Below are 23,381 nucleotides of genomic sequence, written 5' to 3' on the forward strand. Positions count from 1 at the left end.
CTGCGAAGCCTTACATCCAGTAGGGCGCAACGCCGTAATAGTCATAGACCTTGCGGTCCTTGGCGTTCAGCAGGTCGTTGTCATCAAGATTGGCGAAGTGCGGCGCGTTTTCGATCTCTTCCTTGGTGAGATCGATGCGATAGCCGTCCAGCTCGTCGTCGTAATGAAGCTTTTCCCACGGCAGCGGGTAGTAGTCATCGCCAATGCCCAGAAAGCCGCCGAAGCTCAATACCGCATAGGCGACACGGCCGCCACGCTTCTCCAGAATGATGCGCTGGATCGAGCCGATGTGTTTGCTATCCGCGCCATAAACGCGCGTTCCTTCAACCTTGTCGCTGGCGATAAGGCTCGGCGTGTCCTTGACATAGGGGTCCTGTCCGGCACGGGGTTCCTGATGCAACATGACATCTTCCTCCTTGGTTTTCCTCGTAAATGGTACGTCTGGTAAACCACCGCAGGGACAATTCGTTCCGAAGCTTTTTAAGCCCCGAAACAGGATTTTTTTCGCACAGACATGGAACGAATGGGCACTATTGCCTGATCTTTTGCCAGACCGAAGGGGAAACGCCGACCATCTTGCGGAAGACGCGCGAGAAATGCGCCTGGTCCGAAAAGCCGGCTGCAATGGCGATGTCGGTGAGCGCCATATCCGTTCGCATCATCAGATCCTTGACGCGATCGATGCGTGCCTGCATCTGCCATTGATGCGGCGGCACGCCTGTCGACGCCTTGAAGGCGTGGCTGAAATGGGATTGCGACAGGTTGGTGAGCTCCGCGAGTTCCTCCAGCCTTATCGAGCGCAGGCAATGTTCGCGAATGTAGTCCGTCGCCGCCCGCAATTGCCAGGAGGCAAGCTTGCTGCGCTTTTTGACAGGCTCGCGCTTCACCTTGAGGAAATCCGTCAACAGCGCCAGCACGAGGCTTTCGCCGTATAGATCATGCAAAGGGTCTGGATTATCGCATTCGGCGGCGATCAGCCGCGCTAGCGCAAGCAGGCGTTCATCCTCGAACATCAGATGCGGATCAAGCAGCCCGTGCGGATCGAACCCCTGCACCAGTCGCGCACCCAGCAACCCCGCATCAAAGTGCAGATCGAGATGGCGCACGAAGGAAACATTGCTGAGTTCCGCATGCACATCCAGATCGGCGGGCACGAAGGAAATCCGGTTCGCTTCGGACGAGCCGTAATTGTCGCGGCGGCAGCGGTTCATCATGAACCGGCCACCATCCGCCCCATCCATATCGAGCAGGAAAACGAAACGCGGGTCCTTGCCGACATAACGGCCACCCGCCCTCGGCGCGCAATGCACGTCCCAGAGATCGGCGACGATGCCGTTCCACACCCTTGAGCGCGGGCCGCCGATGACGGCAAAGCCCTCGATCTCGTTTTCCATCCGAACGCGGAAAGCCATGGCCTCTTGATCCCGCAAGGCGCAAGGGCGCCACTATAAACATGATAAGATTATTCATGTTTATAGTGGCAAACTATTTTTCCCGCAACTGCCGGCCGGCGATTACCACTTCTTGGCAAGCTTGAAGGTTATCGTGCGGCTGTCACCCCAGCCGCAAACGGAGACCCCGGCGCAGCTCTTGACATATTCCCTGTCGAAAACATTCGCGACATTGACGGAGGCCGTCCAGTCGTTCTTCTCGTAACGGATCGCGGCATCGAAGACCGCAGCATCCGGCACACGCAGCGTGTTTGCCGCATCGGCCCAGGACTTGCCCTGGTAACGTGCGCCGCCGCCAATGCTGAGGCCTTCAAACGTATCATCGGTAAAGGCGTAATCCACCCAAAGCGACGCGGTGTGAGCGGGCACGATCCACGGCGATTTGCCGATCAGGTTGGGATTGGCATCCTTGGTGATATCGAGATCGGTATAGGAATAGGAGGCGATGGTCTTCCAGTTGTCGCTGAGATTGGCCTTTGCCTCCAGCTCGAAACCGGTGGACTCCACCTGTCCGAACTGGCCGCTCGTGGTCACGCCGCCGGCCGTATAGGAAACAATGGCGTTGTCCTTCACCAGCTTGAAGACAGAGGCGGTGATGCTGCCGTCAAAGAAGGTCGGCTCATATTTGATACCGGCCTCGAACTGATGTCCCTCCTCCGGTACGGCGGAGCTGCCATCCGCAAGCGTATCGATAAGCGGATTGAAGAAGGTGGCGGCCGAGACATAGGGCGTCAGGCCGTTGTCGAATTCAAAGGCGAGACCGGCGCGACCGCTCAGCGCATCGTCATTGGAGCGGCGCGACACGGCAGCCGGCAGCCTGTTGTTCAGTTCCGTATCGACATAGTCATAGCGGCCGTTCAGCGTGACCAGCCAGCCATCACCGAAACGCAGCTGGTCCTGCGCATAGATGCCGATCTGCTGTTGCGTCACGACGTTGTTGGCGTAGACGAAATTCGTTCCCTGCGTCGAACCGTAGACCGGGTTGAGCGCGCCGATCGCATTCGATCCGCAGCAGGCCTGCACCTGATCCAGCTTGTAATATTTATAGTCGAGGCCAAAGAGCAGAGAATGGCTGACCGCGCCGGTATCGAACTGGCCTTCGACACGATTGTCGACGCCGAAACTGTCCACCTTGGACAGGCCATCATAACCAAAGCGGGTCAGCATATAGTCATTGGTGGTGGCATCGAGGATCGGCTGGCCATTGGCGTCGGCATTCGCCCAACCGCCCGGATAGGGCCCGGTTTCATGCTTGTAGAGGTGGCCGTAGCGGGCGTTCTGGCTGATCTTCCAGCCATTGTCGAATTCATGGCTGACTTCGTAACCCACCATTGACTGGTAGACGCGGCCACTATCAAGGTCGGGCTCGCCGTAAAACGCCTTGCGGTCAAGCTTGCCGAACGGTGCGTCAACCACGGTGCCGACATAGGGCAGGAAGCCATTGCCGACATGAACCTGATCCAGCGCCGAGAAATATCCGTACAGCGTGGCGCTCGTCTGCGCATCCGGCTCGAAGGTGATCTGCGGCATGATGAAGCCACGGAGATCCTCGGAATAGTCGGTGTAATTATCGCCGCCCGAGACCTTGCCGGTGACGCGGTATTTCCACACGCCCTCACCGTCGACCTTATCGCCAAGATCAAAACCGAAGAAGGCGTTGCCGAAATTATTGATGCCGATTTCCGTTTCGCGGACCGGCTCGTCCTGCGGGCGCTTGCGAACCATCTGCACGATGCCGCCGGGATTGGCACCGCCATAAAGCACCGAAGCCGGTCCCTTCAGCACCTCCACCCGCTCCAGACCGTAGGCGTCCATCTGGAAACCGCCGAAACCGTAGCTGAACAGGTTCAGCCCATCCAGAAACACGCCGGTCTGGGTTGCCTGGAAACCGCGAATGTAAAACCAGTCCGTATCCGGATCCGTGCCAAAAGGCTCCGCCGTCACGCCGGGCGTGTAGCGCAGAACCTCGTCGATTTTGGTCACAACGCCGCGATCGTCCATTTCCCTGCGACCGATGACCGACACGGATTGTGGAATATCCTTCGTTTCCGTATCGGTTTTCGATCCCGTCGCGCTTTTTTTCGCGACATATCCCCGGACCGGACCCGTGGCGTTTTCCGTGCCCTGCCCCTCGACTGTGATCTCACGCAGAACCGTCGTCTGCTGCGCTTGACCCACCACCGGCGTCATCAAAACAATGGCAGCCGTTCCCAGAGCCAGGCGGCCCAAAAACATCTCATGCAAATTTTTCAAGATATGCCCCGAAACAGATCACGGCCGACGTTTATATACGGCAGGCCGCAGCACCTCAATTAAGCTGAGTATTTACATCAGGATTAAGGCGGGATGCTTGTCGTTTTCTGGGGGATTTGAAGCTTATTGGCTTCTCGCACAGTTTTGCGCCCGTCATTTATGGGGCCAGATGTAGATGTCAGCCCTTGCGCCGCCCAATCCTTGCAAGCTGCATGACCGGAAGGATGCCAATGACGACGATCGCCAGTGCCGCGATTGCCGCTTCCTCGTAAGTACCGCGCGCCGCTTCACCATAAAGATGGGTTGCGAAAGTCTCGAAATTAAGCGGCCGCAACAGGAGCGTGGCCGGAAGCTCCTTGACGCAATCAACGAAGATAAGCAAGGCGGCGGCGGCCAGCGATGCCTTTGAAAGCGGCAGATGGATCTGTCGGAATGTCTGCGTTGCCGATCGTCCAAGCGTTCGCGAAGCGTGATCGAAGGATTGCGGGATGCGGCTCAGACCGGCATCGACGCCGCCCGCCGCAATGGTGAGGAAACGCGCCGAATAGGCGTAGATCAGGGCGGCACCACTGCCGATGAAAATGAGGCCGGTGGATATGCCGAACCACTCGCGCATTGTCTGGTCAACGAACCTGTCAAAGCCGCCAAGCGCGATCAGCACGCCAATGGCAATGACCGTGCCGGGAGCAGCGTAACCCACCGTGGAAAGCCGATAGGACCAGAGCGAAAGGCGTCCCGGAGCAAGGCGCATCGCGTAAGCCACCGCAAGGCCGAGGATGAGGGTGATCGCCGTCGCAAGTCCTGCGAAGAGGATGGTATTCAGAGCCTCCTCAGTGAAACGGGACGACAGGCCGCTGAACCGGAACCGCTTCCATGCCTCGATCACCAGATAGCTCGCCGGCGCCACGAAACCGATTACGACCGGCAGACTGCCGAGAGCAAGAGCGCCAAAGGCTTTCAGGCCGGCAAGCCGCACCGGCTCCAGCTCCCTGCTTTTCTGCGCCGAGACCGCATAACGCTGCTTGCGCCGCGCCCATCGCTCGAACGCCACAAGCGCGACCACGATGAACAGCATGGAAAGCGCGATCTGCGCCGCACCCGGCAAGTCCGATTTCGTGACCCAGGTGGTGTAGACCGAAACGGTGAGCGTGCGGACACCGAGAAATTCCGATGCGCCGATATCATTCAGCGCCTCCATCAAGGCAAGGCTGATGCCGACCGCGATCGCAGGGCGCGCCAGCGGCACGGCGACCTTGAAGAAAGCCGCACGTCTGGAAACACCCAGCGTGCGGGCAGCTTCGAGCAGGTTGCCCGCCTGCGTCAGGAACATAGCGCGGACTGGAATATAGACATAGGGAAACAGCACGAAACCGAGCAGGATGATGCAGCCCGTCATCGACCTTATATCCGGCAGGCGGAATTCGCGCGGGCTGGAATAACCAAGCAGCCAACGGAGTGCGCCCTGCACCGGCCCGATCGGGTGCAGAATATCGAGATAGGCGTAAGCGACGATGTAGGTCGGCATCGCCAGCGGCAGCAGCAGCGCCCATTCGAGTATTTTCCGTCCGGGAAAATCATAGGCGGTGACAAGCCAGGCCGCATATGTGCCGACAATACCAGCCAGCAGCCCGACGCCTGCAAGAAGGATCACGGTGTCCGGCAAAGCCGTCAGAATGACGCTCGCGCCGAGATGCGCCCACAGGCCCTGAGAACCCTGCACGGCCTGCGAGACGAGCGCCAGAACCGGCACCATGGCGCCACAGACCGCAGCCAGGGACAGGCACAGCCACCAGAAGGAGGATGAAAACCGTGTTCCTGCGCGGGACGTCAAAGGCTGGGCGGCGTCTGGATTCATGAGCTTCTTGAAAATACAGGGAAAGGCGCCCGCGGCTGCGAGCGCCTTCCACCTCTGTTGCCAATTGGCCTTTACTTGTCGAAACCGACCTTGTCGACTAGTTCGCTCGCCTGCTTGCGATGCGATACGATTTCCGTCAGCGACTTGTTGTCGACCTTCAGGTCACCGAAGGAAGCGACGATCTCATTGAGAGCCGCACCCTGCTTGACCGGATATTCATAGTTGGCTTCGGCGTAGATCTTCTGGGCTTCGTCCGAGACGAGGTATTCGAGAAGCTTGACGGCTTCTGCCTTGTTCGGAGCGTTCTTGGCAACGGCCGCGCCGGTGATGTTCACCTGCGTACCGCCGTTCTTGAATGTCGGCAGAACCACCTTGATGGCGTCGCCCCACTTCACCTGCTCCTCGCCGCCCTTGCCCGAGCGCATCAGGCCGACATAATAGGAGTTGGCAATGCCGATATCGCAAATGCCGCCGAGGATGTCCTTGGCAACGTCACGGTCGCCGCCGCCTGCCTTGCGGGCCAGGTTTTCCTTGACGCCGGCAAGCCATTTTTCAGTGTCGGCGCCGCCATAGTGGGCGATGTAGTCAGCAAAAAGCGCGGTGTTGTAAGGATGCTGGCCGGCGCGAATGCAGACCTTGCCCTTCCACTTCGCATCCGCCAGATCTTCATAGTTGAAGGAGGCGAGGTCGAGATCCTTCGCCGCATAAAGAACGCGGGCGCGCATGGAAAGCGCGAACCAATGGCCCTTGGCGTCGCGAAGTTCAGCCGGGATGGACTTGCTCAGGGTTTCGGATTCGACCGGCTGGGTAACGCCCTTTTCGGCGAGATCGACAAGGTTGCCTGCATCCACGGTCATCAGAACGTCGGCCGGCGAGCTTGCGCCTTCGCTCAGAACGCGCTCGGCAAGACCATCCTTCAGGAACACGGTGTTGACCTTAACGCCGCTCGAAGCCGTGAAGGATTCCAGCAGGGGCTGGATAAGGCCCGGCTCTCTGGTGGTGTAGATGTTCAGTTCCGCAGCGCTGACCGATCCGGCTGCAAAAGCAACGGTGCTGGCAAGCAGGGCAATTTTGGAAAATTTCGTCATATGTCGTCTCCCTCTCCGATGGCGGCAATATGGGGGAGCAAACATCATACCTGATGGGTTAAATCAAGTTTTATTTGGCCATTTTCAGACGGGACTTGATCACCAAGAGTTGAAAATGGGGCATAAACAAACATGCAAATCCGCTCATTCAACCTCAAGTAAATATCAGAACGCCCTTCGGATCAATGCCGAAACGCACGGCCGTGGTCTTGGTCGGCGTACGCTGCATCGTTCTGACGCGCAAATCCGCCGGCAGGCCGGGCACGGCTATACCAAGCTGCTCGATCTCACCGAGAAAAACACGGCTCGATATTTCGCCGGCGATCCCCTCTTTCGCGGTGCTATCCTCAATGATCGAAATCGCGTTGGGACGCACATAGGCGACGGCGGCAAGGCCTTCCGGCAGATCGGAAGCATCGCCCAGGGGCCCGAGCGGTGTTTCGACGCGCCCGTGCCTGACGTGGCCTTCGATCTTGTTGAAGGCGCAGAAAAAATCGGCGGCGTAGCGGGTTTTGGGATTATCGTGAATTTCGTAGCCCGTACCGCTCTGCACGATCCGCCCACGCTGCATCAGCACCACGCGGTCGCCTGCCGAAAGCGCCTCTTCCGGATCGTGGGTGACCATGATCGCCGTCGTGCCGAGTTCCCGCAGAAGACCAAGCGTTTCCTCACGGACATTGTCTCGCAGACCCCGGTCCAGATTGGAAAAGGGCTCGTCCATCAACAACAGGCCCGGTTGCGGGGCAAGGGCGCGGGCAAGTGCCACGCGCTGCTGCTCACCGCCCGAAAGCGTATGCGGATAGCGCTTCGCAAGCTCCTGCAGGTGGACATGTTCGATCATTTCGCCAGCGCGGCGACGCGCCTCCGCCTTTGGCAGCGACCTCAGGCCGAACATTACATTCTGTTCGACGGTAAGATGCGGGAAAAGCGCATAATCCTGAAAGACAAAGCCGATATTGCGCTTTTCCGGCTCGACGAAAACACCCGAACCGGCAACGAGCGAGCCGTTCAGGGAAACGTTGCCGTGGTCCGGCGTCTCCACGCCCGCAACAATGCGCAGCAAGGTCGATTTTCCACAGCCGGACCGTCCCACCAGACAAATGATTTCGCCGCGTTCGACGGACAGATCGATATCGGACAAAACGTCCGTATCACCGAATCTTTTCCCCACCGATTTCAGTTCAAGCGCTGCGCTGCCTGCCATTTCCAATCCTGCCCTGCTCTACGAATTATGTTGATCGCTCAAATCAGGATTAAAGTCAAAAAACCGGGGCAAAATGCGGCTTCCTTTCACGAGGCCGCGAGATGTTGGGCAGCAATATTGACGTTTACGTTAGAGTTAAATAGGCTTTGCCAACACGATGGACGTCACGGGATTACGCGTCTATCATTCGTCACCGGGGAGCGGGAGGAGCGGTCGATCCGGTGACGCCATAAGTGGTTCCCTCAATCCGGCCCTAGTGCCGGCAGATGCGGGAACCTCGTGACGATCAAGGCAGCCTAAAGCGCCCTTCACGCGTTCCGTCGAACGCCCGGCGCATAGAAGACTCTGGGAGGAGAAGCATGAGTGAATTGTCCCTGGGACAACCGGAAAATGTCAGCGTCCAGAAGCGCTGGCTGTCATCCTATCCGCAGGGCGTCCCTGCCGAAATCCCCGCATCCGCCTATTCCTCCCTTGTCGAACTTCTCGAAAAGAGCTGCGTGCAGTTTGCCGACCGCAAAGCCTTTTCCAGCATGGGAAAATCCCTGACCTATCGGGAACTGGATATTGAAACCCGCGCCGTTGCCGCATGGCTGCAATCCAGAGGGCTGGAAAAAGGCGACCGCGTTGCCGTGATGATGCCGAATATCCTGCAGAACCCCGTCGCCGTTTACGGGATCTTGCGCGCGGGCATGATCGTGGTGAACGTCAATCCGCTCTATACGCCGCGCGAACTGGAACATCAGCTGAAGGACTCCGGCGCAAAGGCGCTTTTCGTGCTGGAGAATTTTGCGCATGTGGCGCAGCAGGCGGTGCCGAAAACCGCTGTCCGTCACGTGGTTGTTGCCGCCATGGGCGATCTGCTCGGCCTTAAGGGACATATCGTCAATCTTGTGGTCCGCAAGGTGAAAAAGCTCGTGCCCGCCTATGCCATCCCCGGCTCCATCAGTTTCAAGGCCGTGCTGAAGGAAGGGCAGGAACTTCCGCTGAAGCCCGCCAGCCTCAACGCGCAGGACATCGCCTTCCTGCAATATACCGGCGGAACCACCGGCATTTCCAAAGGCGCTATCCTTACCCACGCCAATCTTCTGGCCAACAAGGCCCAGATCAGCCTCTGGCTGGACGCCGCCTTCAGCGGCAAGGACCGGCCCGAGGTTCTCAATTTCATCTGCGCGCTGCCGCTCTGCCACATTTTCGCGCTGACGGTGAATTCGCTGATGGGCATTGCGCTGGGTGGCCATAATCTGCTGATCGCCAATCCGCGCGACATTCCCGGCTTCGTCAAGGAACTGTCGCACTATCGCCCGCATATTTTCCCCGGCATCAACACGCTGTTCAACGCGATGATGAACAATGAAGATTTCCGCAAGCTCGACCTGTCGTCACTGATCCTCGTGCTTGGCGGCGGCATGGCTGTGCAACGGCCAGTGGCCGAACGCTGGCTCTCCATGGTCGGTTGCCCGATCGCAGAAGGTTACGGTCTTTCCGAGACCTCGCCCGTCGCCACCGTCAACCGGCTGGACGCCACGGAATTCAGCGGCACCATCGGCCTGCCGATCTCCTCGACAGAAATCGACATTCGCGATGAAGAGGGTAACAGCCTGCCTTCCGGCGAAGTCGGCGAGATCTGCATTCGCGGGCCGCAGGTCATGGCCGGTTACTGGCAGAGGCCGGATGAAACCGCCAAAGCGATGACGGCAGACGGCTTCTTCCGCTCCGGCGACATGGGTTTCATGGACGATCGCGGTTACACCAAGATCGTCGACCGCAAGAAGGACATGATCCTCGTTTCCGGTTTCAACGTCTATCCGAACGAGGTCGAGGAAGTGGCCGCCAGCCATCCCGGCGTGCTGGAATGCGCCGCCATCGGCGTTCCGGACGAACATTCCGGCGAAACCGTCAAGCTCTTCGTCGTCAAGAAGGACCAGTCGCTGACGGAGGCAGAACTCAAGGCCTTCTGCGCCAAGAACCTTACCAACTACAAACGGCCGAAGATCATCGAGTTCCGGACCGAGCTGCCGAAATCGAATGTCGGCAAGATTTTGCGGCGCGAACTGCGCAATCTGAACTGAAGGACGAGAGCCGGGCGACCGGCTCTTTTCTTTTGTCCTCATCTCTTTCTTTTATCGAAGTCGCCTTGATTTGGTCGCCTGAAAAAGAATAGTTTCCTCATCCTTCCAGGAAGCCGAGGAGCACAAGATGCAGGCCACCATCGAAAAACTGAAAGCAACGGCAAGCAGCACAGCCGCAACCGATCTTCGCGCCGCTTTTGCGGCCGACGACAAGAGATTCAGCCGTTTCAGCGCCAAATTCGATGACCTGCTGATGGATTATTCCAAATGCGCTGTTAACGAGGAGATCGTGACGCTTCTCGAACAGCTCGCGCGCGACGGCGGAGTCGCAGCCAAGCGCGAGGAGATGTTTTCCGGCAAGGCGATCAACTTCACCGAAGATCGCGCCGTGCTGCATACCGCGCTGCGCAATCGCTCCAACACGCCGGTTCTCGTTGACGGCAAGGACGTGATGCCTGATGTGAACGCCGTTCTGGTGGCCATGGGCAAATTTGCCGATGCGATCCGTTCCGGTTCACTGAAAGGCGCGACTGGCAAGAAGATTACTGATGTCATCAATATCGGCATTGGCGGCTCCGATCTCGGCCCGGTCATGGCGACGCTGGCGCTGGCACCTTTCCATGATGGCCCGCGCGCGCATTTCGTTTCCAACATCGATGGCGCACATATTGCCGACACACTGAAGCTCGTCGATCCCGAGACCTCGCTCTTCATCGTCGCGTCGAAGACCTTCACCACTATCGAAACCATGACGAATGCCGCCACCGCGCGCCGCTTCATCGCCGAAAAGCTGGGTGAAGGCGCCGTCAAGCACCATTTCGCCGCCGTTTCGACCGCGCTGGACAAGGTCGCCGCCTTCGGCATCGAAAGCGACCGCATCTTCGGTTTCTGGGACTGGGTGGGCGGACGTTATTCGATCTGGTCGGCCATCGGCCTGCCGCTGATGATCGCCATCGGGCCGGATAATTTCGGCAAGTTCCTGGATGGTGCGCATGCCATGGACAAGCACTTCCGCGAAGCGCCGATCCGTGAAAACCTGCCGATGCTGCTCGGCCTCATCGGTTTTTATCACCGCAACGTGCTGAACTATTCCACGCGGGCGATCCTGCCCTATGACCAGCGCCTGTCGCGTTTCCCCGCTTATCTGCAGCAGCTCGACATGGAATCGAACGGCAAGGGCGTGACGATCGACGGCACGCCTGTTGAAGGCCAGTCCGGTCCGGTCGTCTGGGGCGAACCCGGCACCAACGGTCAGCACGCCTTCTACCAGCTCATCCATCAGGGCACGAGCGTCATACCGGCGGAATTCATGATCGCCGCCAACGGTTTTGAGCCCGAACTGCGCCATCAGCACCAGCTTCTCATCGCCAATTGCCTGGCACAATCGGAAGCCCTGATGAAAGGCCGCACGCTCGCCGAGGCGAAAGCCCAGCTCACCTCCAAGGGCATGGAAGACAAATTCGCCGATTTCATCGCGCCGCACCGCGTTTTCACCGGCAACCGTCCGTCCATCACCTTCGTCTACGACAAGCTGACGCCATTTGCGCTCGGCCGCCTGATCGCGCTCTACGAACACCGCGTCTTCGTGGAAGGCGTGCTGTTTCGCATCAACTCCTTCGACCAGTGGGGCGTGGAGCTTGGCAAGGAACTGGCGACCGGCCTGCTTCCCGTCGTTGAAGGCAATGAGAGTGCTGCCGGCCATGACAGCTCGACGCAGGGGCTGGTGAAAGCGCTGGCGGGACTGGTGGGGTAACGTCCTCGCCCCAGCCACCTTCTCCGGCTGAGAATAAAGCCAAAACAGCCACTTCCGTCATCCTCGGGCTTGACCCGAGGATGACGTCGCGTTTGAGGCGAAGTCACCAATACACGCGCTTGGACTTAAACCAGCGACCTAGAAGCAAAGCGTGCGCTCAAATATACAGCGCCGCCATCTTGCGCCATGCGCCTGCCCGATGCGCACGCCCGTCCCAGATATGCATCTGATGGCCCACCTGCTTGTCCGCAAGCACCCGGCTCAGATGATGATTATTGTCGAGAAACGGGTCGGCATCGCCGATGGTGAAGACCATGTCCATACGACGCAGGTGATCAAGCCGCCATGGGCAGGCAAGGCCGGGCAGGAAATGGCTCGGCATGTGGAAATAGACATCGTCATCGTAATAACCGTCGAACAGATCACCGAAGGATTCCACCTTCATCGTCAGGTCGTAACGACCGGAAAAGGCGACGAGCTTGCGGAAAAGATGCGGATGGCGAAAGACGAGGCTGGCGGCCTGAAATGCACCGAGACTGCAGCCCTGCACGATCGTGTCACTATTCGGGTTTTTCTCGGCCATCAGCGGCAGCACTTCGTTCAGAATATACTCTTCGAAAGCGGCATGCCGGCGAATGCGATCGGCGGGATGGTGCCCGGCCGCATAGAAGGTCTCTCTGGCCAGCCCCTCTATACAATAGAGCTGAAGTTGACCCGCCTCCAACTTGTCGGCCAGACTACCGACAAGGCCCAGTTCCTCATATTCGAAGAAGCGCCCGTCCCGGGTGGGAAACATCAGCACCTTGGCGCCAGAGTGTCCGAATATTAACAGCTCCATGTCGCGATGGAGCCTTTGACTATACCAGCGGAGATATTCGCGTTTCATGGCACCTTGAAAAACCGTCTGACCTTGTCCTTATGGACCGCATCTTGCGATGCGCTGTCAGGGTAATCGAAATGGCCGGCATCGAGGATGAAGATTTCATTAAATTTTGATTGCGGCAGAGCATTGGCCACCGCAAACTGGCAGGGCGGCGCCACTGCCGGATCGAAAAGAGCGGGTACGACCAGCATCGGCACTTTTATGCGCGACGCGGCACAGGCGGCGTCGAACAGGCGCAGCGTCTCGAGCACATTGGCATGGGTCTTCTGATAGGTCTGGACCGCATCCGCGCTGCCGACGGTGGGCAGCGTCAGCCAGAACGGCCGGTGTCCGAATGTCGGCACCACCAGATGGCCCCGGTCAATGCGCTCGTCATATGGGATCGCCAGGGCACCAATGCCGCCGCCGAAGCTGATGCCGCTATATCCCACCTGCCCTTCCAGCCAGGGATAAAGCGTGACAAGAGTGGAAACGGCGATCCACAGATCATCGACACAGCCGCCGATGATATAGTCGTCTTTCCTGTCGATGTTGTAGAGGACATGAAGGGCGGGATCGGACGAAATCGGCGGGCAGGCGCTCAGGGAAATGCCGCGAAAGCAGGGAAACAGCACGGCAGTTTCTTCCACCGGCACATCAAAATCGGGCTCTCCGCGCCCGCCATAACCGTGGCCGACGACGAGGCCGCGACGCACCTGCCCCTCACGCGGCAGAAGCATCCATCCGCCGATGCGGAAGCCACCAGTCGAGGTGTAGGTAATATCGAGAACATGCCAGCGGGGATGGCTGAGCCTGCTCTTGCGCAGCACCGGCCGCGGATCCGTGGCGAGTGCGCGGCGATAGCGCTTCTTCCAGAAATCATCGAAGCCGGGCGGCGCTTCAGGCGGGGTAATCGCCAGCAGCTGCTCGCGCTGCATGCCATAGGTCGGGTCGAAATCGAAAGGATGGGTTGTCGGAACGCTCATGCGATGCTTGTTTCGTGAAAAACCGGCGGACACAAGCTTCTTGATATCCAAATAACGGTTTTTTACGGCCCTTGCGCCGCCAAGAGTGTTGAACCACCTTTTCAAAGCGGTTCAACCCTGCCCTTTACAATCCGATTTCATGCGCGAAAGGCGGGTTCGCGCCTGCTCGCGACACGGTGACCGCAGCAGCCTTTGCGCCAAGCGCCAAAGCCTTTCTGATCTGCTCTTCCGTCAGCGAAGCGACCTGCGCCTTCGTCAGAAGCCCCTGCATTTTCAGCGAAGCGAGAATGCCGGCGTCGAAGGTGTCGCCAGCACCCACCGTATCGACCACTTCCACCCGCTCGGAAGCCACTTCCACCTTGAAATTGGCGGAATAACCAACGGCACCCTTGGCTCCACGGGTGACGACGACGAGTTTTGCGCCATGATGCAACCAGTGGCGTGCGAGCGTCTCCTCGTCGCCTTCCACTCCAAACCATTCAAGGTCTTCATCGGAGAATTTTACGATGTCAGACTTCGCCGCCATACGCAGGATGCGGGCCATATGCGCCTGCTTGTCCTTGATGAAACCGGGGCGGATATTCGGATCGAGCGAAATGACGCGGCTTTGATGCTCGCGCATCAGCAGCGCCTCATAGGTACTGCCGCAGGGTTCCGGAATGAGGCTGATGGCGCCGAAATGCAACGCTTCGCAATCCGCACCCAGTGCCGGAAGCTCGGCCTCGGTGATCATCCGGCCGGCGGTGTTCTCGTCATAAAAGGCGTAGGTCGCGTGGCCATCGATGAGCTTGACGAAAGCGATGGTGGTCGGCCGCGAAAGCGTTGCGCAATAGCTGAAGTCGACATTGCTCGCGCGCAGGGTTTCCCGCAGGATATCGCCCATCATGTCGTCGGAAAGACCCGTGAAGAATGCGGACGGGACGCCGAGACGGCCGAGTGCAATTGCCGTGTTGAAGACCGCTCCACCTGCATAGGGGGCAAAACCCGCCTCACCCAGCGTCGTCTGCCGGGGCAGCATGTCGATCAGGGCTTCACCACAACACAGGATCATTACGGTCCTCCTCAAACAGCAAATCAAATGGACTTAAATCGATTTAGACGAAGATCGATCGGAAGGCCAGCCACAAAGCCGGGCTGGCCACATCCGAAATCAGGATTGCGGCAATTCGCTGACACCGCCGTGTTTCGCCGACCATGGCAACGGGTTATCGAGGAAGGCCTCTACGCCAGATAGCGTCTTTTCATCGAACAGTTTTTCAGCGCGGGCGACAGCCAGAACATCGCGCCAGGTGGTGAGGTAATGCAGCTTGACATTGCCGTTGGCGAAGCGCGCTTCAGCCTCTTCGAAGATGCCGTAATAAAACAGTGCGATGCCGTGATCGACGATACCGCCCGCCGCGCGGATGGCGTCGATAAAGGTAAACATCGAGCCGCCGGCCGTCGTCAGATCCTCGATGACGAGAACGCGCGCGCCTTCCGGCATGTGACCTTCGATCTGGGCGTTGCGGCCATGGCCCTTCGGCTTCTTGCGGCAATAGATCATCGGCAGGCCAAGGCGCTCGGCGAGGAAAGCGGCGAAAGGAATGCCAGCTGTTTCCCCCCCTGCCACACAGTCGAATTTCTCGAAGCCGGCCTCGCGCATCACCGCCGCTGCGGCAAAATCCATCGCAGCGGAGCGAATGCGCGGGAAGGAGATGAGCTTGCGCATGTCGATGTAAACAGGGCTCTTCATGCCGGACGCGAAGGTGTAGGGGCTTTCGGAATTGAAATGGACCGCCTTGATTTCCCACAACATCTTCGCAACCAGCTCTGCAACAACGGCGCGGTCAGTGAATGTGAAATGGTTCATAGGCGTTCTCCTTTTTCGGCCTTGGTTTATCGCTCCGAAAACCGGGGCCGGTTTTCGGAAAGCACAACATCTCGGTTCAGCATTGCAGGCATCCGCAGGCGGCACCGTAATTTATGGGCGGATGCCTGTGGATCATAACAAAACCGCCGGCATTGCCGGCGGTCAAAAAAATCAGCTCACGTCCCAATGAAGCGGGAACATCGGATCAAATACGGTCACCGGCCCGGCGCCCGTCTCGATCTTCTCGGGAAACGACACCGGCTCCTCGCGCTTCACCAGCGTGATCGTCTCCTCGTTCGGCGCCAGCCCGTACCAGGCGGGACCGTTGAGGGAAGCGAAGGCTTCCAGTCTGTCGAGGGCGTTTTCCTGCTCGAAGACATGGGCAAGACAGCTCATGGTATTGATCGAGGTATAGATGCCGGCGCAGCCGCAGGCGCATTCCTTCAGCGGATCCACATGCGGAGCGGAATCCGTGCCGAGGAAGAAGCGCGCATCGCCCGAAGTCGCGGCAGCCCGCAGCGCCAGCCGGTGTTCTTCGCGCTTGGCGACGGGCAGGCAGTAATAATGCGGCTTGATACCGCCGACCAGAATGGCGTTGCGGTTGATGATGAGATGATGGGTGGTGATGGAACCGGCCAGATTGGCCTTGGACGACCTGATGTAGTCGACGCCATCGCGGGTGGTGATGTGCTCCATCGTCACCTTGAGCTCAGGCAGACGCTGGCGCAGAGGCTCCAGAACCGTATCGATGAATGCCTTCTCGCGGTCGAAAATGTCAACCTCTGGCGTCGTCACCTCGCCATGCACGCACAGCGGCAGGCCGATCTTCGCCATGCGTTCCAGCACCGGCATGGCCTTGTTGAAATCGCGCACACCGCCGTGGGAATTGGTCGTCGCACCCGCCGGGTAAAGCTTGACGGCGGTGATGAGACCGCTTTTTTTGCCCTCTTCCACGTCGTCGGCCTGCGTGTCCTCGGTCAGATAAAGCGTCATCAGCGGTTCGAAGCGATCGCCCGCCGGAATGGCCTTGACGATGCGGTCGCGATAGGCGCGGGCATCGGCCGTGGTGACGACGGGCGGCACGAGGTTCGGCATGATGATGGCGCGGGCGAAATGGCGGCTCGTATCCCCGATCACGCCTTCCAGCATTGCCCCATCACGCAGGTGCAGGTGCCAGTCATCAGGGCGGCGCAGGGTGAGCGACTTCATCGGGATACCTCGGAGCATGATGGAATTGCGCCCGCTTAGCATCTTTCGTCGCGGGAAAACAGCCGCCAGAGGTCATCGGGCGGCTGTAAATGTCATTTTTTTAAAGCCTGCCTCAGATGTTGCCGGCTTCCGGCCCCCAGACATCGGTCATGGCGAAGCCATCAGCCAAGGGGTCGAAGGGATCGAGACCCACCTGGTGCAGGCCGAAGGTGAAACCACGCCCGGCAATGGTGGGAATGACGGCCGGACGGCCCGCGACTTCCGTTACGGCGGAAAGGCCGACATCGAATTCCGAACCGATAATCGAACGAGACTTGTACTCGTCTCCCACCTTTACCTTGCCGCGCGCGTAAAGCGTTGCAAGATTGGCGGAATTACCGGTGCCGCAGGGCGAACGATCCGCCCGGCCCGGCCACATGGTCGTGCAGGTGCGGATGGAGCCATCCGCATCCACATCGCGGAACATCACATAGGCCACACCGGAAATGGCAGGGATTTCCGGATGAACGACGGTCATTTCGCGGTTGACGAGATCTTTCAAAATCATACCGGCCGCAACCAGCTTCGCCGCATTGGCCTTGTCGATGGTCAAGCCAATCTGACGCACATCGACCAGCGCGTAAAAGATTCCGCCATAGGAAATGTCCATCGTCACCTTGCCCCATTCGGGCGTGTCGATAGTCACATCCAGCTCATGCACGAAGGACGGCACCATGGTCAGTTTGACCTTTTCGCAACGCCCGTCGCGGCAGGTGGCAGTGGCTTTCACCAGACCGGCGGCCGTCTCCAGGATGATGACGGTTTCCGGCTCCTGCATCTCCACCATGCCGCTTTCCAGAAGCGCTGTCGTGGCGCAGATGGAATTGGAACCGGAGCTCGCATGCGCCTGATCAGGCTGGAGAATGACGAAAGCGGCATGCGCATCCGGATGCTTCGGCGGCAAGAGAAGATTGACCGACCCCATGGGTGTGCCACGCGGCTCCAGCGTCAGGAAGCGGCGCAAGGCCTCGCCTTTCGGATCGGTGTTCATCCAGTGAAGCTGCTCTGCGACGGTATTGCCGGGAATTTTCGGCGCGCCACCGGTAACAACACGGCCGATTTCGCCTTCGCAATGGACATCGAGAAGCTGCAGGGTGCGTTTCCAACGCATGGGATATTACTCCGGAAGTTGAGCTGTTAACCGGACCATACAGATAAAAATACAAGTTGTATACAAATCTGAGGAGATGAGATGGCGAAAACCCTAAGCGTTTTTCGCAATCCCGTTCTTAGTCACGATCTAACGGTGACGGCATTCCGCCCGGTTGCGATTGGCGGCGGCTTCGCAATTCACTCGCGATGACTGAAGCGCCTGATCATCCACCACGGAACCGGCCGTATCTCCCACCGACCCGACGGTGTTTTCAACGGAGCGGCCGAGCCTTTCCACCTGCCTGCCGTAATTCTCACGCGTGCGCGGATCGAACACCGCAATCGGTGCGCTGACCACGACACTCGCGGCCGTTCCAACCGTTTGCGCAGCGCCGATGCTAACGGCACCCAGCGCCTCGCCCAGACCGACATCGGAATCCGTCACCGTCTGCCCGGCGATGAGGCGGTCGCCGATCAGGCGCACAACCTCCGGGCTTTCGGCAAATTTGCCATGGTTCAACCGGTCGCCGGATTGCAGCTTGGTCAAATCCAGAACGGTAATCCCGGCTTTTTCAAGCTGGCTGCGATAGGGCTCGACCGATGGGTCGATCTGGCCCAGCCGGTCGACATTGCCGGAGATGCGCCGCGACAGGCTGAGTGCGCGGTCATCCTGCGAAACGAACAGAGTGAATTTCGGCGGCGTCTTGCCAAGGCTTGTAAATTGCCGGCTGAACACGTCCACATCGAGATCCGGTGCGGCCAGAATGACATTGCTGATCTTCGGATCGACCCGACCGTTGCGGATTGCCATCTGGCGCAGCGCTTCCACCGCAAGCCATGTGCCCATCGAGTGCGCCATGACGGTGACTTCGCTGATGGACCTGTCCTTCGCAAGCCGGGTCAGCATTTCCTCAAGCGCATCGCGCGAGTAATTGGTGCTTTCCTTGTCGTAATTATAGTCGAAAATGCTCGCCCGCGATGGCCAGGTGAAGACGACCGGGACGACATCCGTGCCGGAATCATGGACGATCTGGGCAAAACGATAGACGGATTCTTCGTAACGATTATTGAAACCGTGCACGAAAACCAGCACCCGCCGGTCCTTCTGGATGTGTTTGCTGATCCAGCTTCTTGTTTCGGCTTCGGAGCGAATTGGCTCCACCGCCACCGTGGTGAAATCCTTCAGCGGGTTGGGCGGCAGCTTTTTGGGCCATTGCACCTGTCCGACCTTGCGGTTTGCATTGGGCGGAATGGAGATGGTGACGGCATCGACCTTCAGGCCCGTTCCGCGCTCGCCGCCGAAAAGCACGGCGGCGTTTTCCGATGGAGCGCGCGTCGTGGCAACCAGCAGATTGACAGGCGTTGTTCCCGCCACGGTCTGCCCGGTCGGCGTCATGACCCCGATGGGACGCCCGCCGCACCCGGCAAGCAGGGCGACAATGGCGATTACGGCCACGAAGCGGATGGGCATCACGTCACTCTCCTACAACCCAGAGGCAGCCCGATAACAGCCGGGGGAGACGTTTTTCTACCGAAGGCGGAACCGCTGCGCCAGCAACCATCGCGTAATCATTGCCAGTTTCCGCCCCGGTGTGTCCAAACGGACCCAATCCGCCCTCTCACGGTAAACAGACAAGCATCGCGATGGAAATGCACGGGCCTTATCGCTGCGGCAGCATTGTGCCCTTCTCACGAAGGGCATTGTGCCATGACAGCGCCTCTTCGATGAGGTGCGGCGTATGACCGCCGCGTGCTACCGCACGCTGGTAATAATCCGTCAGCGCATCGCGATAATGCGGATGCACGCAATTGGCGATGATGACAGCCGCGCGTTCGCGTGGAGCGAGACCGCGCAGATCAGCCAGCCCGATTTCCGTGACGAGAATATCCACATCGTGCTCTGTATGGTCGACATGGCTGACCATGGGCACGACGCTGGAAATGGCGCCGCCCTTGGCGATCGACTTGGTGACGAAGATGGACATATAGGCGTTGCGGGCAAAATCGCCCGAACCGCCGATGCCGTTCATCATATGCGTGCCGCCGACATGGGTGGAATTGACGTTTCCGTAAATATCGAATTCCAGCGCCGTATTGATGCCGATGATACCGAGGCGGCGGATGACTTCCGGATGGTTGCTGACCTCCTGCGGACGCAGGATCAGCCTGCTCTTGTAGTCCGCCAGTCGCGGCATGACCCGTTCATTCATGGCGGAGGAGAGCGTGATCGACGAACCGGAGGCGAAAACCAGCTTGCCTGCGTCAAAAAGCTCGAAGGTCGAGTCCTGCAGGACCTCGGAATACATTTTGAGATCGTGAAACGGCGTATCGATGAAACCATGCATCACGGCATTGGCGATGGTGCCAATGCCGGCCTGGAGCGGCTGGAGTTCATGGGTCATGCGGCCATGACGCACCTCGTTCAGCAGGAATTCGGTGAGATGACCGGCAATGGCCTTGGTCTCGTCATCCGGCGGCAGCACCGTTGAAAAACTGTCGCTCTTATCACTCAGGACGATGGCGGCGATTTTTTCCGGCGGCACCGGAATGAACGGCAGGCCAACACGGCTATCGGTTGCCACCACCGGAATGGGCATGCGGGTCGGGCGTTTGGCGGGAATGAAAATGTCGTGCAATCCCTCCAGCACCTCGGGCTGCGACAGGTTGATCTCGACGATGACCTTGTCGGCCAGAATGGCGAAGCTTGCCGAATTGCCGACGGATGTCGTGGGCACGATGCCGCCATCCGCCGTAATCGCCACCGCTTCGACGATCGCGATATCCACCCCGTGGATCTGGCCGCCGCGCAATTGCTCGACCGTTTCGGAAAGATGCTGGTCGATGAACATCACCCTGCCGTCATTGATCGCCTTGCGCAAAGCCGGATCGGACTGGAACGGCATGCGGCGGGCCAGCATACCGGCCTCGACCATGGTCTTGTCGAGATCGTTGCCGAGGGAAGCGCCGGTCATCAGGGTGATTTTCATGGGGTTCGTCTTGGCGCGTTCGGCCAGCGCCAGCGGCACCGCCTTTGCTTCGCCGGCCCGCGTAAAACCGCTCATGCCCACCGTCATGCCATCCTGAATGAGACTGGCGGCCTCTTCGGCGCTGACGATCCTGTTCAAGAGGGATGCGTTGCGGATACGCTTTTCAAGCATGCACTTCTCCATGATCTGAACTCACGATGGCACGTCACCAGACTTGCCACCTCTCCAGTGACTATGGCGCGTACTTTCAACGATGAAACTGACATAGATCAAGGGTGCGACAGGGACTATGGCCTTGACGCATCAAATCCTGCTCAACAGACCGCAAGTGGCGCATCGGCGCGACAGGCTGCGGGATATTTACAGCATTCACAGCATTCTGGACGAACGATGCCTGCCAAGCATCGCCGCCGGCAACAGGTGATGAGGCGCGCGGACCGCCTCATCACATCGGGAGAACTGTCTCGGCTATTGCCTGGGTTCAGGGGCCTTCACAGACGAGGGCCTGACCGAGCACGAACTGCCCTACCTCGGCATCATAGGCACGCAAGCCAAAAGCACCTAGATTGATGACCCGATAACAGGGGTTGCCGCCCGTCCACAGCGGTTCGAGAGCGTCAACATCGGTGATGAACCGATGCGAACAGGCCTGACCGGAACTATAGGCAATGCCTTCCGCGCTGGTACCCGCCATTGGGACGTGTATGTGACCAAAAACAATATGGCGCACGCCGGCCTGATGGGCGGCGAGGCGACGCATGACCGCACCGTCGTCATGCATGCCGATGTTTTCGAAATGCCTGATGCCGCAATCCATGGGTGGGTGATGGATAAAAACCGTCACAGGCAGCTCGCCAGCGCTCTCAAGCGTATTGTCCAGCCATGTCAGACGATCCGCGCCATACATCCCGCCGATCACATCGGGCTCATGGCTGTCTAGAAACAGCAGGCGGCCGAAGTCCGTATCGATGAAGGACTGGATATAGCCGTTGTCATCCCGGGGTTGTTCCGGAAAGGCCGCCGTAAATTCCGGACGGCGATCGTGGTTGCCGAGCATCAGCCGCACCGGCAAGGATACGGGCGCGAGAATGTCACGCAGCAGTTCATAGGCCTCGGGTTCACCGTGATTGCAGAGATCGCCCGTCATGACCAGAAGGTCGGCATTGGCGTGTTTTTCGACAATATCGGCAATCGCCGCGCGCAGCTGCTTTTCAGGGTCCACGCGGTTCACCGCAATGCCCGGCGGCACAAGATGGGTATCAGTGATCTGGATGATCTTCATCGTCAGTCTTTCTGCGCAAAATGGCTGCGGGAACGAATTTCCCCGCAGCCTTTTCGATGGTTTTTCTTATTTCATCAGGGCGTTGGTCTGCTCGACGATCTGCTTGAGCCCGGCTTCCGGCGTCACTTCGCCGCGCATTACGGTGCCGATGATGTCGCGCTGTGTGCGCCAGATGCGGACGGATTCACCACCCGGATAAGCGCCCCAGGGCAAGGACCGGTCAGCCTGCAGCGAAGCGGTCTTTACGTTCGGGTTCTCGGCGTAATAAGGAGCCAGGAAGTCAGGGCCGGTTGCGAGCTTGTTCGTAGGCAGGTAGCCGGTGATGCGAACGATGGTGTTCTGCGCCTCGGGGCCGGTGATCCACTTCAGGTATTTCCAGGCTGCATCCTGCTTGGCCTTTTCCTGCGTCAGGATGACGGCAGAGTTGCCACCCGTCGGAACGCCGCCCTTTTCCTTGTTGTCGAGCGGGAAGGTCGCCGTCTTCAGCTTGAAGCGGTCGCCAACCAGACCCTGGATCGTCTGCACGTGAGCCGGGGTCGAGAAGATGAAGCCGGTGAGACCTGCACCGAACTGCTGGCGGGACTGGTCCCAGTCGAGCAGGTTCTGGCCACCTTCGGTGACGAACTGGCGCGCCATCTTCAGAGCGTTGAGGCCGATTTCATTGTCGAAGGCAACGGTCTTCGTCTTGTCATCAACGAGCTTGCCGCCCTGTTCGAAGACGAGCGCCTGCCACAACCAGTCGTCACCCCAGCCATTGATGTCATAGCTCATGCCGGCCAGCTTCGGGTCGAGAGCCTTGATCTTCTTGGCAAGAGCAATGAGTTCCGGGAAGGTCGTCGGCATCTTGTCCGGGTCGCCACCAGCCTTGGTCACGAGTTCGGAGTTGATGTAGATGATCGGCGAGGACGCGTTGACCGGCAGACCATACTGCTTGCCGTCGATCTGGCCGAGTGCCGCCATCTTCGGGCTGTAGTTCTTGTCGAGGAAAGCCTGACCGCCTTCAGCCTGGATGAACGGGCCGAGATCGGTGATCTGGTTGCGGGGCGCCAGCGCGTGAACGAGTTCCGCCGTCAGGTTGTAGCCCGAGAAATAAACGTCCGGCAGATTGCCGGTGACGGCTGAGCGCAGCACCTGCTGCTGGCCCTGGTTGTAACCTTCTGCCGGAGCGAGGAAATTGATCTTCACATCAGGGTTTTTCTTCATGAATTCATCGGCCAGCGGCTGATGGAACTTCGTGAAGCCCGGCAGGTTGTAGAGAACGTTGAGCGTGATTTCGTTGGCCAGAACCGGCTTTGCGAAGCCCGCAAAAGCCATGCCGAGTGCCAGACCGCTCATCACAGCGCGTCGGTTGATTTTCATGTCAGTCTCCAGAAATGGGTTGGGAGTAGGAGGAGTGTGAACG

At 59.0% G+C, this 23,381-nt stretch carries 18 protein-coding genes; 2 read left to right on the forward strand and 16 right to left on the reverse strand.

What is annotated here, in order from left to right; genetic code table 11:
- Positions 1 to 10: 10 nt before the first annotated feature.
- The 6 genes from G3A56_RS09420 to G3A56_RS09445 form a co-directional block, all read right to left on the reverse strand.
- Positions 11 to 403: a PRC-barrel domain-containing protein gene (locus G3A56_RS09420; protein WP_003493666.1), complete on the reverse strand. Its 393-nt coding sequence runs from the start codon at positions 401 to 403 to the stop codon at positions 11 to 13.
- Positions 404 to 530: 127 nt separating this feature from the next.
- Complete coding sequence (locus G3A56_RS09425; protein ID WP_164056341.1) at positions 531 to 1,412, reverse strand: helix-turn-helix transcriptional regulator; 882 nt, start codon at positions 1,410 to 1,412, stop codon at positions 531 to 533.
- Positions 1,413 to 1,514: 102 nt separating this feature from the next.
- Positions 1,515 to 3,704: a TonB-dependent siderophore receptor gene (locus G3A56_RS09430; RefSeq protein ID WP_082183657.1), complete on the reverse strand. Its 2,190-nt coding sequence runs from the start codon at positions 3,702 to 3,704 to the stop codon at positions 1,515 to 1,517.
- 178 nt (positions 3,705 to 3,882) lie between these two features.
- Positions 3,883 to 5,559, reverse strand: a complete 1,677-nt coding sequence (locus tag G3A56_RS09435) for an ABC transporter permease (protein WP_082183655.1) — start codon at positions 5,557 to 5,559, stop codon at positions 3,883 to 3,885.
- Between the two features lie 71 nt (positions 5,560 to 5,630).
- Positions 5,631 to 6,647, reverse strand: coding sequence for an extracellular solute-binding protein (locus G3A56_RS09440; RefSeq protein WP_082183654.1), 1,017 nt, complete (start codon positions 6,645 to 6,647; stop codon positions 5,631 to 5,633).
- Positions 6,648 to 6,801: 154 nt separating this feature from the next.
- The gene (locus G3A56_RS09445; RefSeq protein WP_082183653.1) at positions 6,802 to 7,851 is read right to left on the reverse strand and encodes an ABC transporter ATP-binding protein; all 1,050 of its coding nucleotides are present in this window, start codon (positions 7,849 to 7,851) and stop codon (positions 6,802 to 6,804) included.
- 359 nt (positions 7,852 to 8,210) lie between these two features.
- Here G3A56_RS09445 and G3A56_RS09450 point away from each other — a divergent pair, with 359 nt between their 5' ends.
- A complete protein-coding gene (locus tag G3A56_RS09450; RefSeq protein ID WP_082183652.1) occupies positions 8,211 to 9,920 on the forward strand; it encodes a long-chain fatty acid--CoA ligase in 1,710 nt (569 codons plus the stop codon).
- Between the two features lie 127 nt (positions 9,921 to 10,047).
- Positions 10,048 to 11,673, forward strand: coding sequence for a glucose-6-phosphate isomerase (gene pgi, locus G3A56_RS09455; protein WP_082183651.1), 1,626 nt, complete (start codon positions 10,048 to 10,050; stop codon positions 11,671 to 11,673).
- A 157-nt stretch (positions 11,674 to 11,830) separates the two neighbouring features.
- Here the strand turns inward: pgi and G3A56_RS09460 are convergent, their stop codons facing one another.
- The 10 genes from G3A56_RS09460 to G3A56_RS09505 form a co-directional block, all read right to left on the reverse strand.
- Positions 11,831 to 12,559, reverse strand: coding sequence for an esterase family protein (locus G3A56_RS09460; protein ID WP_035241549.1), 729 nt, complete (start codon positions 12,557 to 12,559; stop codon positions 11,831 to 11,833).
- Entirely contained in the window at positions 12,556 to 13,521 is a 966-nt protein-coding gene (locus tag G3A56_RS09465) for an acetylxylan esterase (protein WP_082184580.1), read from the reverse strand. Before G3A56_RS09465 ends, G3A56_RS09460 begins: the two co-directional genes overlap by 4 nt.
- Positions 13,522 to 13,645: 124 nt before the next feature.
- Positions 13,646 to 14,572, reverse strand: coding sequence for a carbohydrate kinase family protein (locus G3A56_RS09470; RefSeq protein ID WP_082183650.1), 927 nt, complete (start codon positions 14,570 to 14,572; stop codon positions 13,646 to 13,648).
- Between the two features lie 99 nt (positions 14,573 to 14,671).
- Complete coding sequence (locus G3A56_RS09475) at positions 14,672 to 15,370, reverse strand: orotate phosphoribosyltransferase (RefSeq protein WP_003493644.1); 699 nt, start codon at positions 15,368 to 15,370, stop codon at positions 14,672 to 14,674.
- A 171-nt stretch (positions 15,371 to 15,541) separates the two neighbouring features.
- The gene (gene pyrC / locus G3A56_RS09480) at positions 15,542 to 16,579 is read right to left on the reverse strand and encodes a dihydroorotase (protein WP_082183648.1); all 1,038 of its coding nucleotides are present in this window, start codon (positions 16,577 to 16,579) and stop codon (positions 15,542 to 15,544) included.
- A gap of 112 nt (positions 16,580 to 16,691) precedes the next feature.
- On the reverse strand, positions 16,692 to 17,729 hold the full coding sequence (locus G3A56_RS09485; RefSeq protein WP_082183646.1) for a 4-hydroxyproline epimerase: 1,038 nt from the start codon (positions 17,727 to 17,729) through the stop codon (positions 16,692 to 16,694).
- A 129-nt stretch (positions 17,730 to 17,858) separates the two neighbouring features.
- A complete protein-coding gene (locus G3A56_RS09490; RefSeq protein ID WP_082183644.1) occupies positions 17,859 to 19,181 on the reverse strand; it encodes an alpha/beta hydrolase in 1,323 nt (440 codons plus the stop codon).
- 190 nt (positions 19,182 to 19,371) lie between these two features.
- A complete protein-coding gene (gene scpC / locus G3A56_RS09495) occupies positions 19,372 to 20,868 on the reverse strand; it encodes a succinyl-CoA:acetate CoA-transferase ScpC (protein WP_137067520.1) in 1,497 nt (498 codons plus the stop codon).
- Between the two features lie 310 nt (positions 20,869 to 21,178).
- Complete coding sequence (locus tag G3A56_RS09500) at positions 21,179 to 21,979, reverse strand: phosphodiesterase (RefSeq protein ID WP_082183643.1); 801 nt, start codon at positions 21,977 to 21,979, stop codon at positions 21,179 to 21,181.
- Positions 21,980 to 22,045: 66 nt separating this feature from the next.
- The gene (locus tag G3A56_RS09505; protein WP_035241546.1) at positions 22,046 to 23,338 is read right to left on the reverse strand and encodes an ABC transporter substrate-binding protein; all 1,293 of its coding nucleotides are present in this window, start codon (positions 23,336 to 23,338) and stop codon (positions 22,046 to 22,048) included.
- Positions 23,339 to 23,381: the final 43 nt, after the last annotated feature.

The organism is Rhizobium oryzihabitans, assembly GCF_010669145.1.
GTDB classification, from domain to species: domain Bacteria; phylum Pseudomonadota; class Alphaproteobacteria; order Rhizobiales; family Rhizobiaceae; genus Agrobacterium; species Agrobacterium oryzihabitans.